The following is a 25,156-nucleotide window of genomic DNA, read 5'->3' on the forward strand; positions in this document are numbered from 1 at the left end:
CGAAAGCGGCAGGGTCGGCGGCCAAGGCGACGAGGCAGCGGCGGGACCGCGCAGAACAGCATTCCGTGGGCGCCGCGCAGCGGTCGCCCATTCGGAGGGGAAACGTCCCTGGTGGGGCGGCCGGGCTTCAAACCCGGTGGGTGGCGCCACGCGTCGCTGGGAGGGTTCGACTCCCTCTCCCCTCCGCCCTTTTGGGGCGCATTGCCCTACTGCGCGTCCTGATCTCGCACCTGCGATGCTCGCCGTACCGGAGTACGGCTGCGCTTCTCGGCACGACCTCAGGCCGCTCGCTACGGCCACTGCACCCCAAAAGACTCGAGGAATTCCAGGCAGGGCAAGAGCGACCTCGGCCCGCTCGCGACGGCGGCTGTCCCCCGAAAGGCGTAGCGGAATCAGGTTTGCTGCAAGTCCAAGTTGAGGATGAGGGCCGCTCTTTCTCCCTCTCCCTCTGGGAGAGGGTTGGGGTGAGGGCCCGGGCGGTGGCTCACATGCAGCGCATCCACCGCCGCTGGCCCCTCACCCAGCCTTTCCCCAGAGGGGAGAGGAGCAACACCAACGCGCCGACCCCAGGCCGCGCCCGGCGGGCAATCCCGAAGGGGAGCCCGTCCCACGCACACCGCGGAGCCTTGTGCGGGGTGCCCGCGGGTGGCGCCCTCAGGATGCGCCGAGGCGCGCAGCCGGATGAGCGAGGCCCGCGGTCTCCGCGGGCCGTTCCTTCTGACTCGCGGCATTTGTCTGAGCGGAGCTGCCTGCGGCAGCGCAGCGAGTTATGCCGCGCGCTCAGCCGGCGAGCACCGCAGGTTCCGCGAGCGTTCAGCGAGCGGCGCAGCCTGTGGGCGACGCCCGCGGGTGCCCCGCACCAGGCGGACCTTGTCGAACGCGCAGGCCCGACTGAAGCCACACACGCGCGTCCACAAGCCAGGCCGTCAGCCTTCGACCACCAACCCCGCGGGTCCCGCCTCGCAACGACCGATCACAGCCGCCGACTCGAAGCCCTCCTCGCGGAACACGCCCAGCACCGCATCGACCGCCTCCGGCGCGCAGCTCACCAGCAACCCACCCGCCGTCTGCGGATCGGTCATCAAGGCCTGCGTCACGTCAGGCAGGCCGGCAGACAAGGACACCGAGGCCCCATAGCCCGCCCAGTTGCGCCCCGACGCCCCCGTCACGAAGCCATCGGCCGCCATCGCCGCCACGCCCTCCAGCAGCGGCACGCGCGGCCACTCGATCACCACCCGCAGCCCCGCGCCCCGCGCCAGCTCCAGCCCGTGGCCGGCCAGGCCAAAGCCCGTCACATCGGTGATCGCATGCACGCCCTCCAGAGCAGCCAGCTTCGGCCCCGGCGTGTTGAGCTTCGTCGTGTTGGCGATCAGCTGCCGGTAGCCCGACTCGGGCAGCTTCTCCTTCTTGAGCGCCGCCGACAGCACGCCCACGCCCAGCGGCTTGCCCAGCACCAGCACATCGCCGGGCCGCGCATCGGCGTTGCGCCGCACGCGGTCCGGGTGCACCAGCCCCAGCGCCACCAGGCCATAGATCGGCTCCACCGAATCGATGGTGTGGCCGCCCGCGATCGGAATGCCCGCCGCACGGCACACGTCCTGCCCGCCGCGCACGATGTCGCCGATCACCTCGACGGGCAGCTGGTTGACCGGCATCGCCACCAGCGCCAGCGCCAGGATCGGCCGGCCGCCCATCGCGTACACGTCGCTGATCGCATTGGTTGCGGCGATACGGCCGAACTCGTAGGGGTCGTCCACGATCGGCATGAAAAAATCGGTGGTCGCCACCAGCGCCTGCTCGTCGTTCAAGCGATAGACCGCCGCATCGTCGGCCGTCTCGATGCCCACCATCAGCGCCGGCGGAATCAGGCCCGCGCCGCTGCTGCGCAGGATCTCGCTGAGCACGCCCGGTGCGATCTTGCAGCCGCAGCCGCCCCCGTGCGAGAAGCTGGTCAGGCGCATCGGCGCCAGCGGGTTCATCGGTCGCTGCTGCTGCATTGCAGTGTTCTCCTGAGGGCGTTGTAGGGTGAGCGTCGGATTATCGAAGCGCCCCCATTCCTCTCCTTGCCATCCTGTCTTTTCAACGAGGCCAACACCATGACCTTCTCTCGCCGCGCCACCCTGGCCGCCCTGCTCGCCACCGCCGCCTTCGGCACGCTCCCGGCCCATGCCCAGACCGGCACGCTGCGCGTCTCCGCCATTCCCGACGAAGCGCCTACCGAGCTGCAGCGCAAGTTCGCCCCGCTGGGCGAATACCTCAAGCAGCAGACCGGCATGAACGTGCAGTTCACGCCCGTCACCGACTACGCGGCCGTGGTCGAGGGCCTGGCCACCAACAAGATCGACCTGGCCTGGCTGGGCGGCTTCACCTACGTGCAGGCCAAGATCCGCACCAACGGCGGCGCCAAGCCGATCGTGCAGCGCGCCGAGGACGAGGCCTTCACCAGCAAGTTCATCGTGCCGGCCGACAGCAGCGCCAAGACCCTCGCCGACCTCAAGGGCAAGACCTTCGCCTTTGGCGCACCCTCTTCGACTTCGGGCAGCCTGATGCCGCGCTTCTTCCTGCTGAAGGACGGCATCAACCCCGAGAAGGACTTCAAGACCGTCGCCTACTCCGGCGCGCACGACGCCACCGTGGCCTTCGTGGCCGCGGGCCGGGCCGAGGCCGGCGTGCTCAACGCCTCGGTGTGGGACAAGCTGGTCGAGGCCAAGAACCCCAACGCCGCCAAGGTGCGCGTGCTGGCCACCACGCCGCCCTACTTCGACTACAACTGGACGGTGCGCCCCGGCCTGGACCCGGCGCTGACCAAGAAGCTGACCGACGCCTTCCTGCAGCTCGACCCGGCCAAGCCCGAGCACAAGGAAATCATGCAGCTGCAGCGCGCCAGCAAGTTCGTGCCCACACAGTCGTCCAACTACGACGGCATCGAGGCCGCCGGCAAGTCGGCCGGCCTGATCAAGTAAGTCCCCCTGAAAGGCGCAGCGTGAGCTTTGCACTGGAAGGCGTGGGCCTGGTCCATCCCAACGGACAGCGGGCGCTCGAAGGCGTGACGCTGGCCGCGCGGCCGGGCGAGCGCATCGCCTTCATCGGCCCCTCGGGTGCGGGCAAGACCACGCTGCTGCGCATCCTGGGCGCGGCGCTGCGGCCCAGCGCCGGCCATGTCACGCTGCTGGACGAATCGCCCTGGCAGGCCGATGCCCGCCGCCTGCGCGCCTTGCGCGCGCGCATCGGCACCGTGCACCAGCAGCCACCCATCGCGCCACGCCTTCGCGCCGTGACAGCGGTGCTGTCGGGTCGGCTGGGACAGTGGTCCACGCTGCACGCGCTGGGCTCGCTGCTGCGGCCCGGCGACCTGCAGGGCGCCCATGCCGCACTGGCGCAGGTCGGCATCGAGGACCGACTCTTCGAGCGCTGCGACCGGCTCTCCGGCGGGCAGTTCCAGCGCGTGGCCGTGGCGCGGGTGCTCTATCAGCGGCCCGACCTGCTGCTGGCCGACGAGCCCGTCTCCGCCCTCGACCCCACGCTGGCCGACACCACCCTGCGCGCGCTGGCCGCGCAGAGCGAGGCCACCGGCGCGACGCTGTGCGCCTCGCTGCATGCGGTGGACTTGGCGCTGCGCTGGTTCCCGCGCGTGGTGGGCCTGCAGGCCGGGCGCGTGCTGTTCGATCTGCCGGCGGGCGAGGTCACGCCGGAGCGGCTTTCCGCGCTGTATGCCGCGGAAGGTGGCCTGCCCGCCGCCGACGAGACTGCATCGGTGATGCCGCCGGCCACAGCATTCGTTCCCTCGGGCTGCCGATGAGGACAAGAGCCGCATGGCGCTCACTCTGCAATGACGCCGACCTCCGTTTTTCTGCCGCCGGCCGGTCGATGACGTCGCGGCCTACTCTGTCTGTGTCAGGCTGCCGATGACGAGCCGCACGATCACTGCCGCCTCGCCGGCCTCGGCGCCCGTCGTCGCCGCCCCACCACTGCGCGACCCGGCCGCACGCCGCCGCGTGGTCGGCGCGCTGGCGGCGCTGGCCATCGCCTGGCCGACGCTGCAGCTGTCCGAGTTCCAGCCCTGGCAGCTGCTGACCAGCGGCAACCTGGCCGTCATCGGCGGCTTCCTCGCCGCCTTCTGGCCGCCGTCGCTGGCCCCCGACTTCCTGGCCCTGCTCGGTCGCGCCACGCTGGAGACGCTGGCCATGGCCACGGCCGGCACCACGCTGGCCTTCGTGATCGCGGTGCCGCTGGCCTTCGTCGCCACGCGGGCGCTGTCGGTGTCGCGCCTCGGTCCCGGTCCGGGCCGGCTGCGCGGCGGCATCGTTCGCCGCACGGCGCGGTTGCTGCTGATGGGCCTGCGCGCCATTCCCGAGATCGTGTGGGCGCTGCTCTTCGTTCGTGCGCTGGGCCTGGGCCCGGCGGCCGGCGTGCTGGCCCTGGCCGTCACCTACGGCGGCATGCTGGGCAAGGTGTATGCCGAGATCCTGGAGTCGGTGGACAACCGGCCGGCCCAGGCACTGCTCGAATCCGGCAGCAGCCGCGCCGCCGCCCTGGCCTACGGCCTGCTGCCCAACGCGGCGCAGGAGCTGGCCTCGTACACCGTCTACCGCTGGGAATGTGCGGTGCGCGCCTCGGTGGTCATGGGCTTCGTCGGTGCCGGCGGCCTGGGCCAGCTGATGGACCAGTCGATGAAGATGCTCAACGGCGGCGAGGCCTGCAGCATCCTGCTGGTCTTCCTGGCGCTGGTGCTGCTCGCGGATGCGCTGTCGAATGGGCTGCGGAGGCTGCTGGCATGAACGGCAATGTCGCCAAGGCCCTGCCCCCGCAGCCCGCACCCTGCTGGCGCTGCCGCGCCGTGCTTTTGGCCGTGCTGGCCGCCATCGTCGCCAGCTTCGTGTGGCTGGGGCTGGACCTGTCGGCGCTGGTGTCGGCCGAGTCGATGGGCCACATGGGCCGCTTCATCGCCGAGTTCTTCCCGCCCGAACTGTCGCCCGACTTCCTGACGCGCACGGCCCATGGCGCGCTCCAGACCCTGGCCGTGTCGGCGCTGGGCACCGTGCTGGCCATGGCCGCGGGCGCGATGCTGGCGCTGCCGGGCTCGGGCCGCGCAGGCTGGCCACTGCAGAAGGCCGCGCGCTTCGTGCTCAACCTGCTGCGCAGCGTGCCCGAGCTGGTGTGGGCCGCACTGATGGTGCTGGCCGCCGGCATCGGTCCCTTCGCCGGCGCGCTGGCGCTGTCGCTGCACACCACCGGCGTGCTGGGCCGGCTCTTCGCCGAGGCGCTGGAGAACGCGCCGCCCGCGCCCGAACGCGCCCTGCGCGAGGCCGGCGCCGGCCGCATCGCCGCCTTCGGCTATGCCAGCCTGCCACTGGTGGCGCCGCAATGGCTGGCCTACAGCCTCTACCGCTGGGAGATGAACATCCGCATGGCCGCCGTGCTCGGCTTCGTGGGCGGCGGCGGTCTGGGGCAGATGCTGTACTTCCACCTGTCGATCTTCCAGCAGGCGCAGTCGATGACGGTGCTGCTGGGCATGTTCGCGCTGGTGGCGGGAGTGGACGGCGCCAGCGGCTGGGTGCGGCGGCGCTGGGGCGCCTGAGCGGCCCCCTCCGGCCGCCCTGAACCGCCTGGCGCCGCGCAGCATCACCCCGCACGCCCCTGCGCCGGAGCGCCCACCGACAATCGCGCCCCATGAGCCAGCCCCGCCCCGTCCGCCCGGAAGACCGCCACGCCTTCGACACCGTCATCGATGCGCGCTCGCCTTCCGAATTCGCGCTGGACCACATTCCCGGCGCCATCAACTGCCCGGTGCTCGACGACGAGGAGCGCCGCATCGTCGGCACGCTCTACCACCAGCAGGGCGCCTTCGAGGCCCGCCGCGTGGGCGGCGCGATGGTTGCCGCCAACCTGGCGCGGCACCTGCAGAGCCCGGTGATGGCCGAGCGGCCGATCAAGTGGAAGCCGCTGGTCTACTGCTGGCGCGGCGGCCTGCGCAGCGGCTCCATGGTGCAGTGGATGCGCCTGGTGGGCTGGGACGCGCAGCAGCTGGCCGGCGGCTACAAGTCCTTCCGCAAGCACGTGGTCACGCAGATCGACCAGCTGGTGCCCGCAATCCAGTTGCGCGTGATCGTCGGCGCCACCGGCAGCGCCAAGACCCGCGTGCTGGAGGCCCTGACCAGACGCGGCGCCCAGGTGCTGGACCTGGAAGCCGCCGCCTGCCACAAGGGATCGCTGCTGGGCGCCTGGCCCGGCGTGCCGCAGCCGTCGCAGAAGCAGTTCGAGACCCGCATCGCCGCCGCGCTCGAAGCCTGCGATCCGACACGCCCGCTGTACGTGGAAGGCGAAAGCCCGCGCATCGGCCGCCTGTCGGTGCCGCAACCGCTGGTGGAGCGCATGCGTGCGGCCGACTGCATCGAGATCCGCGCCACGCCCGAGGCACGCCTGGCCTACCTGCTCACCGACTATGCCTATCTGGGCGACGACCGCGAGGCGCTGGCCGAGCGCCTGGGCGCGCTCAAGGAGATGCAGGGCAAGGAGACGGTGCAGCGATGGCAGCAGTGGGCGCGCGAGGGCGCGCTGCCGCTGCTCTTCGCCGAGCTGATGGCCTTGCACTATGACCCGCACTACGAGCGCTCGCAGGCGAAGCACTTCCATGCCTGGGCCACGCGGCGGTCGGTGGAGGTAGGGGCGCTTGGGGCGGCCGATATCGATGCGGCGGCCGAGGCGGTGCTGGCGCTGGGCTGAATCCTGGCGCTGGCGCGGCGCATAGGCTTTTGTTCCCGCTCCCTTTGCGGGACAGGGCTTGGGGAGAGGGGTGACGGCGCAGGCCGTTCAGGGCGTGTAGAGCACCCCGCGCGGCGCCCGGCACAGCCCCCACAGCCGCACGCCGCTGGCCTTGGCCATCTGCACACCCATGGCCGTCGGCGCGGAGATGGTGGCCATCGCCGCGATGCCCACCCGCGCGCACTTGCGCACCAGTTCGTGGCTGCCGCGGCTGGACAGCAGCACGAAGCCCGGCGTGCCCAGCCGCCCTTCGCGGGCCAGGCGGCCGATGAGCTTGTCGAGCGCGTTGTGCCGGCCGACGTCCTCCAGCACATCGCTCACCGTGCCGTCCGGCGTGGCCCAGGCGGCGGCATGGATGGCACCGGCCTCGGCATTGAGGCGCTGGCGCGGCGGCATCTGCGCGAAGCCGCGCAGCACGGTGGGCAAGTCCAGCTGCGCCAGCCAATCCGGTGTGGCCAAGGGCACGGGCGTGAGGTCCAGCGCGGCGAAGCTCTCGACGCCGCACACGCCGCAGCCGGTACGGCCGGCCAAGCTGCGGCGGCGGCCCTTGAGGCGCTCGAAGGCACGCGTTGCGATCTCCAGGCGCACCTCGATGCCGGGCATGCCGTCGGGCAGACCTGCAGCCGCCGCGTCGATGGCCTCGGCCTCGATGCCGCGGCAGTCCCCGGGCGCGTCGAGGATGCCCTCGCTCAGTGCGAAGCCCAGGGCGAAGTCCTCGATGTCCTGCGGCGTGGCCATCATCACCGCATGCGAGATGCCGTTGAAGACCAGCGCCACCGGCACCTCGGCCGCCAGCACGTCCTCGCGCGCCACGCCTTCGGGCGGCAGCCCGGCCTCGCCCTGCACGCGCACGGGCAGGCGCACGAGGGAGGGCAGCAGCGGTTCGGTGGCGGTGTCGGACATGGCGGGATGAAGCAGGCGGGCGATCGTTGGCGCGATGGCCGGGGCGGACGGATGCCGCCGCGGCGGGCGGGCGCCGCCGCCCTGTCGGCACGCGTCGCACCCATGAAAAAAGGCCGCGGCGCTGGCAGCACCACGGCCTCGGGATTGTGCCCAGCCTGCACGGCCGGCGGGGTGGAGCCATCCGCCCGCCGCACGCCGTGCGGGGGCTTGCGGCCGATCAGGCGCGCGCCGCCTGGGCCAGCGCCTCGTCGCGCAGGCGCATGTACTCGCCCTCGGGCACCGGGGCCGCTTCGGGCTTGCCCAGGTCGTTCATCGCCAGGCGATACGTCTCGCGGGCCGTGTAGCAGGCCACGGCCGAGATCACGGTGATGCCGAAGGCCAGCGCGCCCACGGTGAGCCAGATGTTGGTGGAGCCGGGAGGCGCCACGGCGGCGAAGACGGCCGGCAGCATGGCGGTGATGGCGGTGCCCACGTTCTGCGAGATGGCCATGGCCGACACGCGGGTGCGGGTGGGGAACAGCTCCGGATAGAAGCTGGGGAACACGGCGTTGTAGCCCTGGTACACGATGCCCCACATCAGCAGCGACATGCAGATGGCCAGCGGCACGCTGCCGATGCTGATGGCGTACAGGTAGCCGAAGGCCAGCAGGCCGGCCAGCACCGAGCCCACGATCATGGGCGGGCGGCGGCCGATCTTGTCCGACAGGTTGCCCACCAGCGGGATCACCAGCACGGCCAGGATGTTGCCCAGCACGGGGATCCACAGGTACACGTCCTTGTGGAAGCCGATGCCGTAGGCCGGCTGCACCGCATAGGCGGCACCGAAGATGGTGGCCACGACCGGGATCACGTTCATCAGCGACATCAGCACCACGCGCAGCATGTCGGGGGCGTGATTCTTGAAGGCCTCGGTCACGGGCGAGCGCGGCTTGGCGGCGCCTTCCTGGGTGAAGGCCGGCGTCTCGTCCACTTCGCGGCGGATGATCCAGCCGATGATGATGACGATGAAGCTCAGGATGAAGGGCACGCGCCAGCCCCAGCTGTTGAACTGGTCGGTGGGCATGTAGTGCGCCAGCGGCAGGAAGACGGCGGCGGCCAGGATCTGGCCGGCCTGCACGCCCTGCAGCGTGAAGCTGGCGAAGAAGCCGCGGCGGCCGAAGGGCGCGTGCTCCAGGATCATCGAGCTGGCCCCCGAGATTTCACCTGCGACGGCGAAGCCCTGCACCAGGCGGCACAGCACCAGCAGCGCGGGCGCCCACAGGCCGATCTGGTCGTAGGTGGGCAGCAGGCCCACGGCGATGGTCGAGAAGCCCATCAGGAACATGCACAGCACCAGCACCTGCTTGCGCCCGCGCGTGTCGCCCATGTGGCCCAGCACGAAGGCGCCGATGGGGCGCGCCACGTAGCCCACGCCGTAGGTGGCCAGCGAGGCAATGATGGCGATGGCCGGGTCGCCCTTGGGAAAGAAGATCTGGGGAAAGATCAGCGAGGCAGCCGTGGCGTAGATGAAGAAGTCGTAGTACTCCAGTGCCGAGCCGATCCAGCCGCTGGCAGCGGCCTTCTTGGACTGGCGCCGGCCTTCGGGCTCGTGCGCGTGGGAAGAGGTGGACATGGTGCGAGGTCTCCGCTGTGGTGTGGCGTGTGGTTGTGGAACGGATGAGGGTAAGAGGCGACGGCTGACTCAGGCCTGGGCCTGGGCCGCCATGCGGGCGGCGCTGTTGGCGGCGCCATAGCCGTCGTAGGCGCCGATGCGCTGCACGACTTCGAAGAACAGGCCTTCGTCCGCGGCGCGGGTGTAGATGTGCAGGAAGTCGCCGTCGGCCGAGCGGTCGAAGAGCACGCCGGCCTCGCGCATGCGGGCCAGCAGCGCCGGCTCGATGTCGAAGCGCGTGGGCAGGTCGTCGTAGTAGTTGGGCGAGATCGGCAGGAAGGCGACGCCGCGCGCGCGCAGCCGGGCCACCGCGTCGAAGATGTCCTCGCAGGCGAAGGCGATGTGGTGCACGCCGCCGTCGCCGCGTCGGTTCACCGCGCGGGCGGTGAGCGTGCGCCGGCTGAGCGAGGCATTGAGCACCAGCCGCAGGCTGCGGCTTGCGTCGGCAGCGGCGCGGCTGCGCACCAGGCCGAAGGGATCGGCCAGCTCCTGGCTCTCGGCCAGCGACAGGCCCAGCACGGCGCGGGTGAACAGTGTCCAGGTGTCGTACTGGTCCAGGTTCAGGCCCAGGGCCACATGGTCCACACGCTGCAGGCCGGCGTCGGGCGCCTGCCCCTCGTCCAGCACGAAGTCGGCCGCGAACAGCCCGTCGGGGCCGAGCGCCGCGTCGACGAAGTGCATCAGGTTGCCACCGGGCGAGACGATGGCCGGCACCTCCACCTCGCCCGGCCCGAGCGGGCTGCGATGGCGCTGCGAGCAGAGGGCGACGGCGCGGTCCTGCGCGGCCTGCGGCTGCGCGGCGCGCAGGCCGAGGGCGCAGACCGAGGGGCCGTGCAGCTCGAAGCGGCTGCGCGCGAAGGAGGCCGGCTCGGCATTGACGATCATGGCGATGTCGCCTTGCCGGTACAGCGTGGCCGCCTTGGACCGGTGACGGCCCACGCGGCGGAAGCCCAACTGGCGCAGTTGCACGTCGAGCTGCGGCGCCGTGGCCTCGTCGGCTGCGAATTCGATGAAGGCAAAGCCCGCGAAGGCCGGCGCGGCCGGCGGCTCGGCCAGGCCGCGCAGCGCCAGGGCCGAGGCAGCGCGGGCGTCGGGCTCGGGCGCCGCGGCGCGGGCTGTCAGGCGCTCGCGCACCTGGCTTTCCAGATACAGCAGCGAGCGCATCGCGTCCACCGCGGTGCGGCGGTTGGGCGTCTCGCGGAAGACGTCGTTGAAGATCTCCAGCGACAGCGGGCCGCTGTAGCCGGCCAGCAGCACCTGCTCGTAGAAGCCCACGACATCGAAATCGCCCTGGCCGGGGAAGGAGCGGTGGTGGCGCGCCCACTGCAGCACGTCCAGGCTCATCAGCGGCGCATCGGCCATCTGCAGGAAGAAGATCTTGTCGCCCGGGATGTCGGCGATGCCGGCCGGGTCGTCGCGCAGCGAGAGCGTGTGGAAGCTGTCCAGGATCAGGCCCAGCGCCGGATGGTCGGCGCGGCGCACGATGTCCCAGGCCTGGCCGTAGAGCGAGGTGTGGCGGCCCCAGGCAAGGGCCTCGAAACCCACGCGCAGGCCGCGGCGCGCGGCGCGGTCGGCCAGCGCATGCAGCTGTTCGGCGGCCAGCGCCGGTGCGTCCACGCACAGCGGCGAGGTGTTGGAGCAGCACAGCATCAGCGGCACGCCCATGGCCTGCATGAGGTCGAACTTGCGCTCGGCCCGGTCCAGGCTGCGGGTGAAGGCCTCGGGCGGCATCGCCTCGAAGTCGCGGAAGGGCTGGAACAGGTCGATCGTCAGGCCCAGATCGGCGGCCATGCGGCCCAGGTCGGCGGCCGAGCCGGGGAAGTGCGTGAAGTCGGGCTCGAACAGCTCCACGCCGTCGAAGCCCGCCGCGGCCACAGCCTCCAGCTTCTGGCGCAGCGTGCCGCTGAGGGAGACGGTGGCGATGGAACGGCGCATGGGCGGCAGAGCTTGGGACGAAGAGGTCGAGGGTCGGCCCAAAGTGGCCGAAACGGCCGCGACTTTAAGAAGACGCGGCCTGCGCCTACAACGTCGCCCGTGCGTGGCTGTTCGCTGAACGCACCCGTGCGTTCGATGATCGCACGCGTCCGGGGTTAACCCTGAACCCGGGCGACCGGTGCAAGTTGCGCGCGATGCCCTTGCACCGCCTCGCGCACCAGGGGATGCAGGGCGGGCGCGCCCGCATCCACCACTGCCAGGAAGTCGGCCCGCATGCGCGGCGCCCAGAACTTCTTCAGGTGCTCGGCGATGCCCACCAGCGCCTCCTCGCGGTCGGGCTGGGCGGCGAAGAAGTCGCCGATGCGGTTGGCCATGCGCACCAAGTTGTCAGCGTCCATCGGTGGCGGCCTCCAGGTGGGCGATCTGCTCGGCATTGAAGCGGGCGTAGTCGCGCTGCCAGGCCGAGCGTTGCTGCGGCTGGGTGACCGGCGCCACCTGCACCGCCGTGACCTTGTACTCGGGGCAGTTGGTGGCCCAGTCGGAGCTATCGGTGGTGATGACGTTGGCGCCCGACTCCGGGAAGTGGAAGGTGGTGTAGACCACACCGGGCTGGATGCGCTCGGTGACGGTGGCGCGCAGCACGGTCTCGCCGGCGCGGCTGGTGATGCCCACCCAGTCGCCGTCGTGGATGCCGCGTTCCTCGGCGTCGTGCGGATGGATCTCCAGCCGGTCCTCGCTGTGCCACTGGTTGTTGGGCGTGCGCCGTGTCTGCGCGCCCACGTTGTACTGCGACAGGATGCGCCCGGTGGTCAGCAGCAGCGGGAAGCGCGGCGTGACCTTCTCGTCGGTGGCCACGTACTGCGTGACGATGAAGCGGCCCTTGCCGCGCACGAACTTGTCGATGTGCATGATCGGTGTGCCGATCTCGGGCGTGCTGTCGTTGCAGGGCCACTGCAGGCTGCCGTGCTGGTCGAGCTTGTCGTAGCTGACGCCGGCGAAGGACGGCGTGAGCGCCGCGATCTCGGCCATGATCTCGCGCGGATGCGTGTAGTGCATCGGGTAGCCCAGCGCGTTGGCCAGCAGCTGCGTCACCTCCCAGTCCGCATACGTCGCCAACGGCGGCATGACCTTGCGCACGCGCGAGATGCGGCGCTCGGCATTGGTGAAGGTGCCGTCCTTCTCCAGGAAGGAGGAGCCGGGCAGGAACACATGGGCGTACTTGGCCGTCTCGTTCAGGAAGATGTCCTGCACCACGATGCATTCCATGGCCGAGAGCGCCGCCGCCACATGCTGCGTGTTGGGGTCGGACTGCACGATGTCCTCGCCCTCGCAGTACAGGCCCTTGAAGCTGCCGCCCAGCGCGGCGTCGAACATGTTGGGAATGCGCAGGCCCGGCTCGGGGCTGAGCTCCACGCCCCAGGCGGCCTCGAACTGGCTGCGGGTGGTGGTGTCGCTGATGTGGCGGTAGCCCGGCAGCTCGTGCGGAAAGCTGCCCATGTCGCAGCTGCCCTGCACGTTGTTCTGACCGCGCAGCGGGTTCACGCCCACGCCCTCGCGGCCGACCATGCCGCAGGCCATGGCCAGGTTGGCGATGCCCATCACCATGGTCGAGCCCTGCGCATGCTCGGTCACGCCCAGGCCGTAGTAGATGGCGCTGTTGACGGTCCTGCCGGTCTTCACGCCCTCGGCATTGCCGGTGGCGTAGAGCCGCGCGGCGCCGCGAACCACGGCCGCGGGCACGCCAGTGATGGCCTCCATGGCCTCGGGCGCGTTGTCCGGGCGGGCGACGAAGTCCTTCCAGGCCTTGAAGGACTTCTCGTCGCAGCGCTCGGCGATGTAGTCGTCGGCCAGCAGGCCCTCGGTGACGATCACATGCGCCAGCGCGCTGATCACAGCGACGTTGGTGCCGGGCCTGAGCGCCAGGTGGAAGTCGGCCTGCAGGTGCGGGCCACGGACCATCTCGGTCTCGCGCGGGTCGATGACGATCAGGCGCGCGCCCTGGCGGATGCGCTTCTTCATGCGCGAGGCGAACACCGGATGGGCCGCCGCCGGGTTGGCGCCGATCACCAAAATGACGTCGCTCTTCTCGACCGACTTGAAGGTCTGCGTCCCGGCCGAGGTGCCAAAGGTCTGGCCCAGGCCGTAGCCGGTGGGCGAATGGCACACCCGCGCGCAGGTGTCGACGTTGTTGTTGCCGAAGGCCGCGCGGATGAGCTTCTGCACCAGGTAGGTCTCTTCGTTGGTGCAGCGGCTGGAGGTGATGCCGCCGATGGCGTCCTGCCCATGCTTGGCCTGGATGCGGCGGAACTCCGAGGCCGCATGGGCGATGGCTTCCTCCCAGCTCACCTCACGCCACGGGTCGGTGATCTTCGCGCGGATCATGGGCGTCGTGATGCGGTCCTGGTGCGTGGCATAGCCCCAGGCAAAGCGGCCCTTGACGCAGCTGTGGCCCTCGTTGGCCTTGCCGTCCTTCCACGGCACCATGCGCACGACCTGCGTGCCCTTCATTTCTGCCTTGAACGCGCAGCCGACGCCGCAGTAGGCGCAGGTAGTGATCACGCTGTGCTCGGGCTGGCCCAGCTCGATGACCGACTTCTCCTGCAGCGTGGCCGTGGGGCAGGCCTCGACGCAGGCGCCGCAGCTCACGCATTCGCTCTCCATGAAGAGCTGGTCCTGGCCTGGCGACACGCGCGACTCGAAGCCGCGGCCGCTGATGGTGAGCGCGAAGGTGCCCTGCGTCTCCTCGCAGGCGCGCACGCAGCGATTGCAGACGATGCACTTGGACGGGTCGTAGCTGAAGTAGGGGTTGGACTCGTCCTTGGCCGCCTTCAGGTGGTTGGCGCCGTCGAAGCCGTAGCGCACGTTGCGCAAGCCGGTGACGCCCGCCATGTCCTGCAGCTCGCAGTTGCCGTTGGCCGAGCAGGTGAGGCAGTCGAGCGGATGGTCGGAGATGTAGAGCTCCATCACGCCCTTGCGCAGCTTCTGCAGCTTCGGGCTCTGGGTGCGGACCTTCATGCCCGCCTCGGCCGGCGTGGTGCACGAGGCCGGAAAGCCCTTGCGGCCCTCGATCTCGACCAGGCACAGCCGGCAGGAGCCGAAGGGCTCCAGGCTGTCGGTGGCGCACAGCTTGGGCACCTGCACGCCGGCATCGACGGCGGCGCGCATCAGCGAGGTGCCCTGCGGCACGGTGACGGACTGGCCGTCGATCTCCAGCGTGACTGCCTGCGTGGACTCGCGCAGCGGCGTGCCGTGGTCGGTGGTCTTGAGGTGGTCGAGCATCGGGGGCTCCTTGCGGGTCTCGTTCTTTCTTCGTGCGGAGGTGGCGCGTCAGGCGACGGCGCCGGCAGTGGCCTGCGCGGCGTCGGCCGGCTGCAGCCCGAAGTCCTCGGGGTAATGGTCGAGCGCGGACAGCACCGGGTACGGCGTCATGCCGCCCATGGCGCAGAGCGAACCGGCCAGCATCGTGTCGCACAGGTCGCGCAGCAGCTCGACCTGCTCGGCCTTGGCCGTGCCGGCGCGCGCGGTGATGCGGTCGATGACCTCGACGCCGCGCGTCGAGCCGATGCGGCAGGGCGTGCACTTGCCGCAGGATTCGATTGCACAGAATTCCATGGCGTAGCGCGCCAGCCGCGAGAGGTCGGCCGTGTCGTCATGCACCACGATGCCGCCGTGGCCCACCACCGCGCCCATGGCGGCGTAGGCCTCGTAATCGAGCGGCACGTCCCACTTCGACTCGGGCACGTAGGCACCCAGCGGACCACCGACCTGCACCGCCTTCACCGGCCGGCCCGAGACGGTGCCGCCAGCCCAGTCGACGAGCAGCTCGCGCAGCGTGACGCCGAAGGCCAGCTCCACCAGTCCGCCGCGGCGCACGTTGCCCGCGATCTGGATCGGCAGCGTGCCGTGCGAGCGGCCCACGCCGTAGTCGCGGTAGAAGGCCGCACCGCGCGCCAGGATGATGGGCACCGAGGCGAAGGTGATGACGTTGTTGATCACCGTCGGCTGGCCGAACAGGCCCGACAGCGCCGGGATCGGCGGCTTGGCGCGCACGATGCCGCGCTTGCCTTCCAGGCTCTCGAGCAGGGCCGTCTCTTCGCCGCAGACATAGGCGCCCGCAGCCATGCGCACCTCGATGTCGAAGGCCCGGCCGCTGCCCAGCACGTCGGGCCCGAGGATGCCGGCCGTGCGGGCGATGTCCACCGCCTCGCGCAGCGTGCGCACGGCGAAGGGGTATTCGGAGCGCACGTAGATGTAGCCGCGCGTGGCGCCGGTGCTGATGCCGGCGATGGTCATGCCCTCGACCAGCACGAAGGGGTCGCCCTCCATGACCATGCGGTCGGAGAAGGTGCCGGAATCGCCCTCGTCGGCATTGCAGACCACGTACTTGTGACTGGCCGCGGCCGCGGCCACCGTCTTCCACTTGATGCCGGCCGGAAAGGCCGCGCCGCCGCGTCCGCGCAGGCCCGAGTCGGTCACCTGCTGCACCACCTCGGTGGCCGGCATGGCGAGCGCGCGGCGCAGGCCCAGGAGGCCGCCATGGGCCTCGTAATCGGCCAGCGACAGCGGATCGGTGAGGCCGACGCGCGCGAAGGTCAGGCGCTGCTGGCGCTGGAGCCACGGCAGTTCATCGACCACGCCCAGCGCCAGCGCATGCGCGCCGCCCTGGAGCCAGCCGGCTTCGAACAGCGCCGGCACATCCTCGGGCGCGACCGGGCCGTAGCCCACGCGGCCTCGCGACGTCTGCACCTCGACCAGGGTTTCGAGCCACAGCATGCCGCGCGAGCCGTTGCGCACGAGGCGCACCGACAGGCCGCGGGCCGCGGTCTCGCGTTCGATGGCGGCGGCCACCTCGTCGGCGCCGACGGCGAGGGCCGCGCTGTCGCGCGGCACGTAGAGGGTGGTGGGGTTCATGCCGTCACCTCCGTCGCCATGCAGGCGCCCATCACGCGGTCCAGCCGCTCGGGCGAGAGCCGCGCATGCGGCCGGCCATCGAGCATGGCGGCTGGCGACTGGGCGCACAGGCCCAGGCAGTAGACGGGTTGCAGCGTCATGCCGCCGTCGGGCCGCGTGCCGCCCGCTTCGGGCAGGCCCAGGCCTTCGCAGGCATGCTGCCAGAGCGCGTCGGCGCCCATGGACTGGCAAGCTTCGGCGCGACAGACCTCCAGCACATGGCGGCCGGCGGGTTCGCTGCGGAAGTGGTGGTAGTAGCTGATGACGCCATGCACCTCCGCGCGCGACAGGTTGAAGCCCAGGGCGATCTCGCCCACGACCTCGGCCGGCACGCAGCCCAGCGCGTCCTGCACGTCGTGCAGCGCGGGCAGCAGGCCGCCGCGCTGCAGGGCGTGGCGGGCGACGATCTCGCGCACCGTGGCAAGGCGCGGATCGGCGACTTCGGCGGGGGCGCGGCCCAGTTGGCGCAGTCGGTCGCGCAGTTCGTCGGGAGTGGCGAGCACGCGTTCGCTGCGGACGCGCGCGGGGCCGGCGGGTGGGGTCGGAATCTGGGCCATCGTGGGGCGGGCACCGGGCGCTCGGATGCCGCGCCGCATGCGCGTGGACGGCGGCCGGCCGGTGACGCTGGAGTTGTCTCGGCGGGAGTGTGCGCGCGGGGGGTGCCGGTCGCAAATTGCTTCGCGACATGGGGCGATTCAGGGATTGAATGGGCTAGGCTGGCAGCGTGAATGGCACTCGGGGTTGGGGTCTCTTCTGGGTCTCCTGTTCGGGGTCGGGTTCGGGTTCGGGGTCGGTGCGCTTCTGGACCTCCTATTCGGGTCCGGGTCCGGGTCCGGGTCCGGGGTCGGAGTTGGGGTTGGGGTGCGCGAGAAGCAGGGGCACTAACCCGGCAGAGGACGCCGGCATGCGCGCTCCCGGTGCACGCTCGCGCTGACCGGCTTGCCTCACCAGACGGGTGCCCGCTCTCCACCGACGCGCCTTGCGCACTGCACGGCGCCGCGAATGGCACCTCCGCACGCACACCGTCATCCTCCGCCTCGACGCTGCGCGCGAGCCCTCCCCTTTTCAAGTCGTCGGGGCTTGAGGCCATCAGGGCCGTGGGATCCTTGAGTCCTTGAGTCCTTGAGTCCTTGAGTCCTTGAGTCCTTGAGTCCTTGAGTCCAGGAGTCCCGGGGTCCTGGTCCTGGTCCCGGGGTCTTGGCGTTTTGGGACGAGGCGGACCAATCAACCCACAGGCCGTTCGGGCTGAGCCTGTCCAAGCCTCGCCCCTATGGGCAGCAAGCAAGCGGCTCAAGCACCGCCGGGCATTTGCGCCGCGCGCCGCTCTGCCCTTCGACAAGCTCAGGGCGAACGGAGTGAGGATCCGGGCGGCCGAACCCGGCCGTTCGGGCGCAGCGTCGAGGCGGAGGGTGCCGGTGTGCGTGCGGAGGTGCCATTCGCGGCGCCGTGCAGTACCCCAAGCACGTCGGTGGAGAGCGAGCACCCGCCCTGTGCACCAAGCCGGTCAGCGCGAGCGTGCACCGGGAGCACGCATGCCGGCGCCCTCTGCCGGGTTAGCGCCCCTGCCACTCGCGCGCCCCGGCAACGTCCCACCACCAACCACCAACCACCAACCACCAACCACCAACCACCAACCACCAACCGGCAACCGGCAACCCGCAACCCGCAACCCGCAACCCGCAACCCGCAACCCGCAACCCGCAACCCGCAACCGCAATCCAGCCTAGGCCCTGAAGGGTGACCAGATCGCAAAACCCGCCCTCAGCGCCCGATGTTGAACAGCCAGAGAAAGAACCGCCCCACCATCACCAGCAGTTCCCACAGCGCCCGCAGCGCATCCAGCAGTCCGGCGTCAGGCGGCAACACGGCGACTTCCTTAGAGACGACGCACGGACATCACGCCTCCAGCGCCCCGCCATGCGCCCGCAGTTCGGACAACCACTCCTGCGACTGCAGCAGCCCCAGCGCCGCCTCCAGCGCCCGCGAAGGGCGCACCGCCGCCGGCGCCATGAAACCCAAGGGCGTGCGCACGGTCGGCCCCACCAGCGGCTGCGCCACCAGGCCCGGCTGGCCGCGCACCGTGTCGACCATCGCGCCGGGCAGCACCGCACACACGTCGCCCGCCTGCACGGCCAGCACCAGCGTGAGCACGGAGTTGGTCTCCACCGCCGGCGCCACGCCCGTCGCACCGGCCTCGGCGAAGGCGGCGTCGACGATCGCGCGGTTGTGCATCTCGGGCGTCAGCAGGCACAGCGGCAGCGCCGCCGCCTCGGCCCAGCCGATGGGCTGGCCACGCGCCAGCATCGTGGCCGCTGGCGCTTCGGTCGGCCGGCGCAGCAGGAAGTAATGCTCCTCGATTTGCGGCCAGGTCTGCAGCGCCTTGGCCGCCGGGCCCTGCCGGCCGGTGTAGCCCAGGGCCAGGTCGATGGCGAGGTGGTCGAGTCCCGTCTCCAGCTCCAGCGAACTCATCGACAGCACCGTCGGCACGATGCCCGGGTGCCGCGCCCGCAGCCGCGCCGCAAAACGGCTGAGCAGCGGAATGGCCGTGGGCACGGCCGCCATGCGCAGGCGCCCGCGCGGCTGGCCGGCTTCGCTGCGCAACTGCTGCTGCAGCCGCTCGTGCTCGTGCAGCATGCGGTGGGCGCTGGCCAGCACCTGCTCGCCCTCGGGCGTCAGGCCCGCATAGGCCCGGCCGCGGCGCACGATGGCCACGCCGAACTCGGCCTCCAGCGCCCGCATGGCATTGGACAGCGCCGGCTGCGTGATGTGGCAGGCCGCCGCAGCCCGGCCGAAATGCCGGTGCTCGGCCAGGGCGGCCAGGTAGCGCAGGGAGGCGAGGATGTTCATGCGTCGGCAAGGCGGCAGGGCAAGTCGGCCACTGCCGATGATCGCCGGGCTTCCTTGCAAATCGATCGGCAGCCGATCGATTTGCAAGGACGAGGGGCGGCGCGAAGCCCGTCGCCCCGCAGACGATCAGGTGTTCTTGCTCACCGTGATGGTCGGGAACTTGGACGAGAAGTCCTTGGCCTTGCCCGCGATGCCCATGGCCACCTGGCGGGCCACGGCCTTGTACAGGCCGGCGATCTCGCCCTCGGGATCGGCCACCACGGTGGGCTTGCCGCCGTCGGCCTGCTCGCGGATGGTCATGGCCAGGGGCAGCGCGCCCAGGTAGGCCATGTTGCGCTCGGCCGCCATCTTCTTGCCGCCCTCGTGGCCGAAGATGTGCTCCACATGGCCGCAGTTCGTGCACACGTGCACCGCCATGTTCTCCACGATGCCGAGGATAGGCACGCCCACCTTCTCGAACATGGTGATGCCCTTGCGGGCATCGAGCAAGGCGATGTCCTGCGGCGTGGTGACGATCACCGCGCCCGTGATCGGCACGCGCTGGCTCAGGCTGAGCTGGATGTCGCCGGTGCCCGGCGGCATGTCGACCACGAGGTAGTCGATGTCCTTCCAGTTGGTCTGGCGCAGCAGCTGGTCCAGCGCCTGGGTGGCCATGGGGCCGCGCCAGATCATGGCCTGGTCGGGGTCGACCAGGAAGCCGATGGACATCAGCTGCACCCCATGGCCTTCCAGCGGGTCCATGGTCTTGTCGTCGGGGCTGGTGGGCCGGCCGCTCACGCCCATCATCATGGGCTGACTGGGGCCGTAGATGTCGGCGTCGAGCAGGCCCACGCGCGCGCCTTCGGCCGCCAGCGCCAGCGCCAGGTTGGCGGCGGTGGTGCTCTTGCCCACGCCGCCCTTGCCCGAGGCCACGGCCACGATGTTCTTCACGCCCGGCAGCAGCTGCACACCGCGCTGCACGGCATGGGCGGTGATCTCGGTCAGCACGTTGACCGACACGTTCTCGACGCCGGGCACGGTGCGGGCCGCGGCGACCAGCGCCTTGCGCAGCGCCGGATGCTGGCTGCGGGCCGGGTAGCCCAGTACGAGGTCGAAGGCGACGTCGCCGCCGTCGATCTGCAGGTTGCGCACGGCCTTGGCCGCCACGAAGGACTGGCCGGTGTTCGGGTCCTGGACGCTCTTGAGCGCGTCAAGCAGGCCCTCGGGGGTCACGGTCATTGGATTTGGCTCCTCAATTGGGCGGCGAGTCTACGGGGCAGCGGCCGGCCGCTGCTACGGAAGGGACAAGCCGCCTCAGCCGTGGCGGGCGGCCGGCTTGCCCGACACGCGGGCCGCCGGGGCGCCGCGACGCCGGCCCCGATGGCCCTGAGAAGCCCAGTGCAACGCCAGGCCTAGCGCCAGGGCCATGTAGCCCAGGCCCCCGGGCACCCACATCACCAGGCCGGCGATCTGCTGGTCCGTCAGCGGATCCAGGCCCCAGGCGCGCGCGCCGGGCGCCTGCAGGGCGTAGAGCGGCTGGCCGGCGAAGGTGAGCAGCGCGCCCAGCAGCCCGGTGTGCGCCAGCGTGGCCAGCACGGCCAGCACCACGGCGCCACGACGGTGGGCCGGCGCATGCACGGCGCGGTGGAAGAAGGCGAAGGAGGCGACCGCCAGCGCCGCCGTCGCCACCCAGTGCACCGCGGCGCCGGTCAGCGTGGCGGCGTAGACGGCCGGCAGATGCCACAGCCACAGCAGCCCGCCGTGCAGGCCGGCGGTCAACGGCAATGCGATGCGCGAACTGCGGCGAGGCGGCGCCCAGCCGACGGCCAGCAGCGCGCAGCCTGCCACCAGCACCATCAGCTGCACCATGTGCGCACCGGCCAGGGTGGCGGCGAGGCGGCACAGGGGCGAGACCAGCGCCAGCGCCAGCAGGGCCAGCCCCGCGAGCCGCCAGCCACGGGCGGAACCCTCCGGCAGGCCCGACTTCACCGACGGCCGGCAGGCATGGAAGGCCAGCGCCAGGAGCGGCAGCAGCATGGCAGGCGCCAGGCTCCAGGCGGACCACCAGCCCTGCGGCAGCGCGGGCATGGCGCCGAGGGTGCACAGGCGGATCAGGTCGAGCGACATGACGGGGACTCCTCGGGTTCGGTCAAAGGCAGGGCGGCAGCCGCAGCAGCGGCAAGGCCACGAAGACGGTGGATGCAGCCGCCAGACCATGCAGCAGCGCCGCCATCAGGGCGATGAAGCGCCGCCGCTCCCGGCGCTGGGCGAAGGCGCTCTCGGGCACCTCGCCGGGGGGCGGATCGTCGGCCTCGGCCTGGCCCACGGCGTCTGCGGGACGCGCCGGGCGACGCGGGCCGGCCGGGTCCAGCCCCCGCAGGACGCGGGCATGGCGCAGGCAGCGGCGCGCGGCCAGCAGCAGCAGGACGAGGGTGGCCAGCGTGCCCGCAATCAGTGCGCCGTTGACCCCGTTCCACGGCCCGCGTGCATCGGCCGCCCAGCGGGCCGCGCAAGCGACCGACACGCCGCCGTAGACCCCCACGAACCAGAGCGACCACAGCGTGAAGCCCAGCGCCAGCTGCCAGGGGCTGTCGGGCGACAGCCAGCGGGGCATCCACGCCGCCCCAGTAGGGCCGCTCTCCTCCCCTCTCCCCTGGCGGGAGAGGGGCTGGGGGAGAGGGAGCGACGACGCGTGCACAGTGCCACTGTCCGGAGGTGGTCGGGCCTTCGCGGCATACCCATCCCGCGCCGGCGCATCGCTCCGCCCGCCCCTCATGCCCAACCCCGCGGCACCAGCGCGAACGCCAGCCAGGCCATCGCGCACGCCCCTGCCGTGTAGTCGCAGAAGGCTGCCACCACGCCAGGCTCGTAGGGCCGCTGCAGACCCACATGGCCCGCCCGCACCCGCGCCGCCTGCATCAGCGCCAGCACCCCCGCGAGCAGCGTGTGGAAGCCCAGGTAGAGCAGCATGACGGCGACGATGGCGTCGTGCGCCTGCAGGCGCGGGCGCAGGTCGAGCGTGGTGCCCAGCAAAACCAGGCCGGCCGCCGCGCCCAGCGCCAGCCCGCCCGCCGCAACAAGGCGCAGGGCGAGCCCTCCGCCCTCGCCCCGCCGCAGCCGCGCGACCGCATCACCCATCGACCCGCTCGCCGCCACCGCCAGTCCGGTCACGGCCAGCAGCGGCCACAGGCCCAGCAGCGGCCGTGCCGGCGCCTGCCAGCCCGGCGCCACCGTCCACAGGTAGAACCAGCCGAAGAGCAACGAACTGAAGAACGCCCCATCGGCCAGCAGCGTGAACTTCATGCCCCACAGGCCCGGCCCGTCGAAGCCATGGGTGTGCGGGCGCAGCACCACGCCGTGGGCTTCGGTGACGGCGTCTTCTTCCTCATGCGGCGCGCCATAGCCGGGATGGTCGCCATTGACCCAGGACCAGCGCAGCAGCACCAGCGCCGCCGCCGCGCCGAACACCGCGGCCAGCCCGTAGGCCTTGAGCAGCAGGCAGATGCACAGCAGCGCGATCAGCAGCGCCGCCTGGAAGGGCAGCCAGCTGTTGCCCGGCAGCACGATCAGTTCGGTGGGCCGTGCGGCCACGGGGCTGCTGCCCAGCGTCTCGCGCGCCGCCACGCCGCGGGCCAGCGCGTGGCGGCCGGCGGCGATCTCGGCGGGCAGGCCCGGCCGCGTCCACAGCGGATGCCGCGTGTGCACCGCCGGCTGGCTGGCGAAGTTGTAGGCCTCGGCAGGCGTGGCCGTGGCCCATTCCAGCGTGTCGGCCTTCCAGGGGTTGACCTCGGCCCGCCGGCCCAGGCGCCAGTGCAGCACCAGGTCCAGCAGCACCGTGACCACGCCGAAGGCCATGACGAAACCGAAGACCGAGGAGATGAGGTTGGGCCATTCCCAGCCCAGGCCCGGCTCGTAGGTGTAGACGCGCCGCGGCATGCCCAGCAGGCCCGTCCAGTGCATCACCAGGAAGGTGCCGTTGAAGCCGATGACGGTGAGCCAGAAGCCCGCCCGCGACAGCCGCTTCGAGGGCATGCGCCCGCTCATGTGCGGCAGCCAGTAATAGAGCCCCGCCAGCAGTGGGAACAGCATGCCGCCCACCAGCACATAGTGGAAGTGCGCCACCACGAAATGCGTGTCGTGCACCTGCCAGTTGAAGGGCACCAGCGCCAGCATCACGCCCGTCAGGCCGCCGGCCACGAAGACCACCAGGAAGGCGGCGATCCACAGCATGGGCACCTCCCAGCGCGGCCGGCCGGTCCACAGCGTGGCCAGCCAGGCAAAGATCTGCACCGCCGTCGGAATGCCCACCAGCATGCTGGCCGCCGAGAAGAAGGCCTGCGCCAGCGCCGGAATGCCCAGCGTGAACATGTGGTGCACCCAGAGGCCGAAGCTCAGGAAGCCGATGCCGATCAGCGAGGCCACCACCCAGCGGTAGCCCACCAGCGGCCGGCCTGCGAAGACCGGCACCATGGTGGAGATGAGCCCCGTGGCCGGCAGGAAGATGATGTAGACCTCGGGATGGCCGAAGAGCCAGAACAGGTGCGCCCACAGCAGCGGATCGCCGCCGCGCGTGGGGTCGAAGAAGGCCCAGCCGGCGGCGCGCTCCAGCTCCAGCAGCAGCGAGCCGAGGATCAGCGGCGGAAAGCCGATCACGATCATCAGCGAGGTGACCAGCATGGCCCAGGCAAACACCGGCATGCGCTGCAGCGCCATGCCGGCCGAGCGGGTGCGCAGCACCGACACCGCCAGCTCGATGGCCGCCGCCATGGTGGAGATCTCCACGAAGGTGATGCCGATGAGCCAGAAGTCCGAGTTGATGCCCGGCGAATAGGCGTTGCTGGACAGCGGCGTGTACATGAACCAGCCCGCGTCGGGCGCCAGCTCGAAGGCGAGGCTGCTGGTGAAGATCACGCCGCCGAACAGGTAGCACCAGTAGCCGAAAGACGACAGCCGCGGAAAGACCAGGTCGCGCGCGCCGATCATCTTGGGCAGCAGGTAGGCTGCGATGCCCTGCAGCATGGGCACGGCGAAGAGGAACATCATCAGCGTGCCGTGCATCGTGAAGGCCTGGGCATAGGCCTCGGCCCCCATGAAGTCGTGCTGCGGCAGCGCCAGCTGCGCGCGGATGAGCATGGCCAGCACCCCCGCGATCAGGAAGAAGGCGCCGCCGGTGAGCATGAAGCGCTGCGCGATGGTGCTGTGGTTGACCGCCGCCAGCACGCGCCAGCCGGTCGGGTTGCGCCAGGTCTCGTGCAGGGCGCGGTGCAGGGCATCGTCGGCCTGCTGGTTGGTGGCCTCGCTGGTGGGTTGTTCGCGCTCGGTCATGGGCGGGCCTCCGGCGCGACGGCGGCGGCCACGGCGGGTGGCCCTGGCGTCCGGGCGGCAGCGGGCGGCGCGTTCAGCCAGACATCGAAGTCCTCGGCCGGCATTGCCTGCACCACCATCGGCATGTGCGCATGCCCGGCGCCACAGAACTCCGCGCAGACGCCGCGGTAGGTGCCGGGCCGGTCCGCCTGCAGCCGCACGACCAGCGTGCGGCCCGGCACGGCGTCGAGCTTGCCGCCCAGCCGTGGCACCCAGAAGCCGTGGATCACGTCGGCGCTGCGGGTGTGCACATCGACCGCGCGGCCGGCGGGCAGGCGCAGCTCGTTGCGCAGGCGCTGGCCGGTGTCGGGATAGTGCACCTCCCACCACCACTGGTGGCCGGTCACCTCCACCCGCAATGGGGCGGCGGCCGCACCGGGCCAGGGCAGTTGGTGGAAGCCGGCGGGCGAGCCGAAGAGCAGCAGGGCCGTGATCGCCACGCCCGGCAGCAGCAGGCCGCCGCCGACGAGGCAGCGGCGGGCGATGCGGCGCTGGCGGGCGCCGTCCTCGGCCCGACGTGCCTCCCGGCCGGAGCGATGTTCGCCCTCTTCGACGCCCGGCCATTCGCCCTTGCCACCGCTGCGGTCACGGCCGGCGCGCATGGCCAGCGCACCCAACACGATCATCAGCAACCAGACCGCCGCCGCGACGCCAAACATCCACCACCACACCTGCGCGATGGCGTCGGCCGAAGGCCCGGCCGGGTCGAGTACCGACAGCGGCCCCCGGCATCCGCCGAGGAGCGGCAGCAGGCCGATGCCCACA

General features: G+C 71.3%; 19 protein-coding genes and 1 tRNA gene. 6 read left to right on the forward strand and 14 right to left on the reverse strand.

Annotated elements, in window-relative coordinates; genetic code table 11:
- Window positions 1-93 precede the first annotated feature (93 nt).
- Window positions 94-186 (forward strand) — tRNA-Sec (locus tag DFR41_RS11545).
- 740 nt (window positions 187-926) lie between these two features.
- Here the strand turns inward: DFR41_RS11545 and selD are convergent.
- On the reverse strand, window positions 927-1,997 hold the full coding sequence (selD, locus tag DFR41_RS11550) for a selenide, water dikinase SelD (protein ID WP_017759427.1): 1,071 nt from the start codon (window positions 1,995-1,997) through the stop codon (window positions 927-929).
- Window positions 1,998-2,096: 99 nt separating this feature from the next.
- On the opposite strand from selD, the gene DFR41_RS11555 reads away from it, so the two are divergent.
- From DFR41_RS11555 to mnmH, 5 genes are all read left to right on the forward strand, one after another.
- Window positions 2,097-2,963: a putative selenate ABC transporter substrate-binding protein gene (locus DFR41_RS11555; protein WP_114802800.1), complete on the forward strand. Its 867-nt coding sequence runs from the start codon at window positions 2,097-2,099 to the stop codon at window positions 2,961-2,963.
- Between the two features lie 20 nt (window positions 2,964-2,983).
- Window positions 2,984-3,799, forward strand: a complete 816-nt coding sequence (locus DFR41_RS11560) for a phosphonate ABC transporter ATP-binding protein (RefSeq protein WP_114802801.1) — start codon at window positions 2,984-2,986, stop codon at window positions 3,797-3,799.
- A gap of 106 nt (window positions 3,800-3,905) precedes the next feature.
- On the forward strand, window positions 3,906-4,778 hold the full coding sequence (locus tag DFR41_RS11565) for a PhnE/PtxC family ABC transporter permease (RefSeq protein ID WP_114802802.1): 873 nt from the start codon (window positions 3,906-3,908) through the stop codon (window positions 4,776-4,778).
- Window positions 4,775-5,578, forward strand: coding sequence for a phosphonate ABC transporter, permease protein PhnE (gene phnE / locus DFR41_RS11570; protein WP_114802803.1), 804 nt, complete (start codon window positions 4,775-4,777; stop codon window positions 5,576-5,578). Before DFR41_RS11565 ends, phnE begins: the two co-directional genes overlap by 4 nt.
- 92 nt (window positions 5,579-5,670) lie before the next feature.
- Window positions 5,671-6,723 carry a tRNA 2-selenouridine(34) synthase MnmH gene (mnmH, locus tag DFR41_RS11575; RefSeq protein WP_114802804.1) on the forward strand — a complete coding sequence of 351 codons (1,053 nt, stop codon included), beginning with the start codon at window positions 5,671-5,673 and terminating at the stop codon, window positions 6,721-6,723.
- A gap of 87 nt (window positions 6,724-6,810) precedes the next feature.
- Here the strand turns inward: mnmH and fdhD are convergent, their stop codons facing one another.
- From fdhD to coxB, 13 genes are all read right to left on the reverse strand, one after another.
- On the reverse strand, window positions 6,811-7,665 hold the full coding sequence (gene fdhD / locus DFR41_RS11580; protein WP_114802805.1) for a formate dehydrogenase accessory sulfurtransferase FdhD: 855 nt from the start codon (window positions 7,663-7,665) through the stop codon (window positions 6,811-6,813).
- Between the two features lie 217 nt (window positions 7,666-7,882).
- Window positions 7,883-9,277, reverse strand: coding sequence for an MFS transporter (locus DFR41_RS11585; RefSeq protein ID WP_114802806.1), 1,395 nt, complete (start codon window positions 9,275-9,277; stop codon window positions 7,883-7,885).
- Between the two features lie 69 nt (window positions 9,278-9,346).
- Entirely contained in the window at window positions 9,347-11,251 is a 1,905-nt protein-coding gene (locus DFR41_RS11590; protein ID WP_114802807.1) for a bifunctional sugar phosphate isomerase/epimerase/4-hydroxyphenylpyruvate dioxygenase family protein, read from the reverse strand.
- Window positions 11,252-11,406: 155 nt separating this feature from the next.
- The gene (locus DFR41_RS11595; protein ID WP_017757972.1) at window positions 11,407-11,649 is read right to left on the reverse strand and encodes a formate dehydrogenase subunit delta; all 243 of its coding nucleotides are present in this window, start codon (window positions 11,647-11,649) and stop codon (window positions 11,407-11,409) included.
- The gene (fdhF, locus tag DFR41_RS11600; RefSeq protein WP_114802808.1) at window positions 11,639-14,530 is read right to left on the reverse strand and encodes a formate dehydrogenase subunit alpha; all 2,892 of its coding nucleotides are present in this window, start codon (window positions 14,528-14,530) and stop codon (window positions 11,639-11,641) included. Before fdhF ends, DFR41_RS11595 begins: the two co-directional genes overlap by 11 nt.
- Window positions 14,531-14,578: 48 nt before the next feature.
- A complete protein-coding gene (locus tag DFR41_RS11605; RefSeq protein ID WP_114802809.1) occupies window positions 14,579-16,162 on the reverse strand; it encodes a formate dehydrogenase beta subunit in 1,584 nt (527 codons plus the stop codon).
- A complete protein-coding gene (locus tag DFR41_RS11610) occupies window positions 16,159-16,758 on the reverse strand; it encodes a formate dehydrogenase subunit gamma (RefSeq protein WP_114802810.1) in 600 nt (199 codons plus the stop codon). The genes DFR41_RS11605 and DFR41_RS11610 overlap by 4 nt, the downstream gene beginning before the upstream one ends.
- Window positions 16,759-18,097: 1,339 nt before the next feature.
- Window positions 18,098-19,048, reverse strand: a complete 951-nt coding sequence (locus tag DFR41_RS11615; protein ID WP_114802811.1) for a LysR family transcriptional regulator — start codon at window positions 19,046-19,048, stop codon at window positions 18,098-18,100.
- Window positions 19,049-19,174: 126 nt separating this feature from the next.
- Window positions 19,175-20,266 (reverse strand): iron-sulfur cluster carrier protein ApbC, encoded by a 1,092-nt coding sequence (apbC, locus tag DFR41_RS11620; RefSeq protein WP_017758786.1) that lies wholly within the window; start codon window positions 20,264-20,266, stop codon window positions 19,175-19,177.
- Between the two features lie 75 nt (window positions 20,267-20,341).
- Window positions 20,342-21,154, reverse strand: a complete 813-nt coding sequence (locus tag DFR41_RS11625) for a cytochrome c oxidase assembly protein (RefSeq protein ID WP_170159356.1) — start codon at window positions 21,152-21,154, stop codon at window positions 20,342-20,344.
- Between the two features lie 22 nt (window positions 21,155-21,176).
- On the reverse strand, window positions 21,177-21,641 hold the full coding sequence (locus DFR41_RS11630; RefSeq protein WP_114802813.1) for a hypothetical protein: 465 nt from the start codon (window positions 21,639-21,641) through the stop codon (window positions 21,177-21,179).
- 158 nt (window positions 21,642-21,799) lie between these two features.
- Window positions 21,800-24,352, reverse strand: coding sequence for a cytochrome c oxidase subunit I (gene ctaD, locus DFR41_RS11635; RefSeq protein ID WP_114802814.1), 2,553 nt, complete (start codon window positions 24,350-24,352; stop codon window positions 21,800-21,802).
- The gene (gene coxB / locus DFR41_RS11640) at window positions 24,349-25,155 is read right to left on the reverse strand and encodes a cytochrome c oxidase subunit II (RefSeq protein ID WP_211322576.1); all 807 of its coding nucleotides are present in this window, start codon (window positions 25,153-25,155) and stop codon (window positions 24,349-24,351) included. The genes ctaD and coxB overlap by 4 nt, the downstream gene beginning before the upstream one ends.
- Window position 25,156 lies beyond the last annotated feature (1 nt).

The sequence above is a fragment of the Pseudacidovorax intermedius genome, assembly GCF_003350475.1.
Lineage (GTDB): Bacteria > Pseudomonadota > Gammaproteobacteria > Burkholderiales > Burkholderiaceae_C > Xenophilus > Xenophilus intermedius.

Excerpts from the sequence above, each read along its gene's own strand:
- selD (WP_017759427.1), bottom strand. The coding sequence starts at position 1,997 with ATGCAGCAGCAGCGACCGATGAACCCGCTGGCGCCGATGCGCCTGACC.
- DFR41_RS11555 (WP_114802800.1), top strand. The coding sequence starts at position 2,097 with ATGACCTTCTCTCGCCGCGCCACCCTGGCCGCCCTGCTCGCCACCGCC.
- DFR41_RS11565 (WP_114802802.1), top strand. The coding sequence starts at position 3,906 with ATGACGAGCCGCACGATCACTGCCGCCTCGCCGGCCTCGGCGCCCGTC.
- phnE (WP_114802803.1), top strand. The coding sequence starts at position 4,775 with ATGAACGGCAATGTCGCCAAGGCCCTGCCCCCGCAGCCCGCACCCTGC.
- mnmH (WP_114802804.1), top strand. The coding sequence starts at position 5,671 with ATGAGCCAGCCCCGCCCCGTCCGCCCGGAAGACCGCCACGCCTTCGAC.
- fdhD (WP_114802805.1), bottom strand. The coding sequence starts at position 7,665 with ATGTCCGACACCGCCACCGAACCGCTGCTGCCCTCCCTCGTGCGCCTG.
- DFR41_RS11585 (WP_114802806.1), bottom strand. The coding sequence starts at position 9,277 with ATGTCCACCTCTTCCCACGCGCACGAGCCCGAAGGCCGGCGCCAGTCC.
- DFR41_RS11590 (WP_114802807.1), bottom strand. The coding sequence starts at position 11,251 with ATGCGCCGTTCCATCGCCACCGTCTCCCTCAGCGGCACGCTGCGCCAG.
- DFR41_RS11595 (WP_017757972.1), bottom strand. The coding sequence starts at position 11,649 with ATGGACGCTGACAACTTGGTGCGCATGGCCAACCGCATCGGCGACTTC.
- fdhF (WP_114802808.1), bottom strand. The coding sequence starts at position 14,530 with ATGCTCGACCACCTCAAGACCACCGACCACGGCACGCCGCTGCGCGAG.
- DFR41_RS11605 (WP_114802809.1), bottom strand. The coding sequence starts at position 16,162 with ATGAACCCCACCACCCTCTACGTGCCGCGCGACAGCGCGGCCCTCGCC.
- DFR41_RS11610 (WP_114802810.1), bottom strand. The coding sequence starts at position 16,758 with ATGGCCCAGATTCCGACCCCACCCGCCGGCCCCGCGCGCGTCCGCAGC.
- DFR41_RS11615 (WP_114802811.1), bottom strand. The coding sequence starts at position 19,048 with ATGAACATCCTCGCCTCCCTGCGCTACCTGGCCGCCCTGGCCGAGCAC.
- apbC (WP_017758786.1), bottom strand. The coding sequence starts at position 20,266 with ATGACCGTGACCCCCGAGGGCCTGCTTGACGCGCTCAAGAGCGTCCAG.
- DFR41_RS11625 (WP_170159356.1), bottom strand. The coding sequence starts at position 21,154 with ATGTCGCTCGACCTGATCCGCCTGTGCACCCTCGGCGCCATGCCCGCG.
- DFR41_RS11630 (WP_114802813.1), bottom strand. The coding sequence starts at position 21,641 with ATGCCCCGCTGGCTGTCGCCCGACAGCCCCTGGCAGCTGGCGCTGGGC.
- ctaD (WP_114802814.1), bottom strand. The coding sequence starts at position 24,352 with ATGACCGAGCGCGAACAACCCACCAGCGAGGCCACCAACCAGCAGGCC.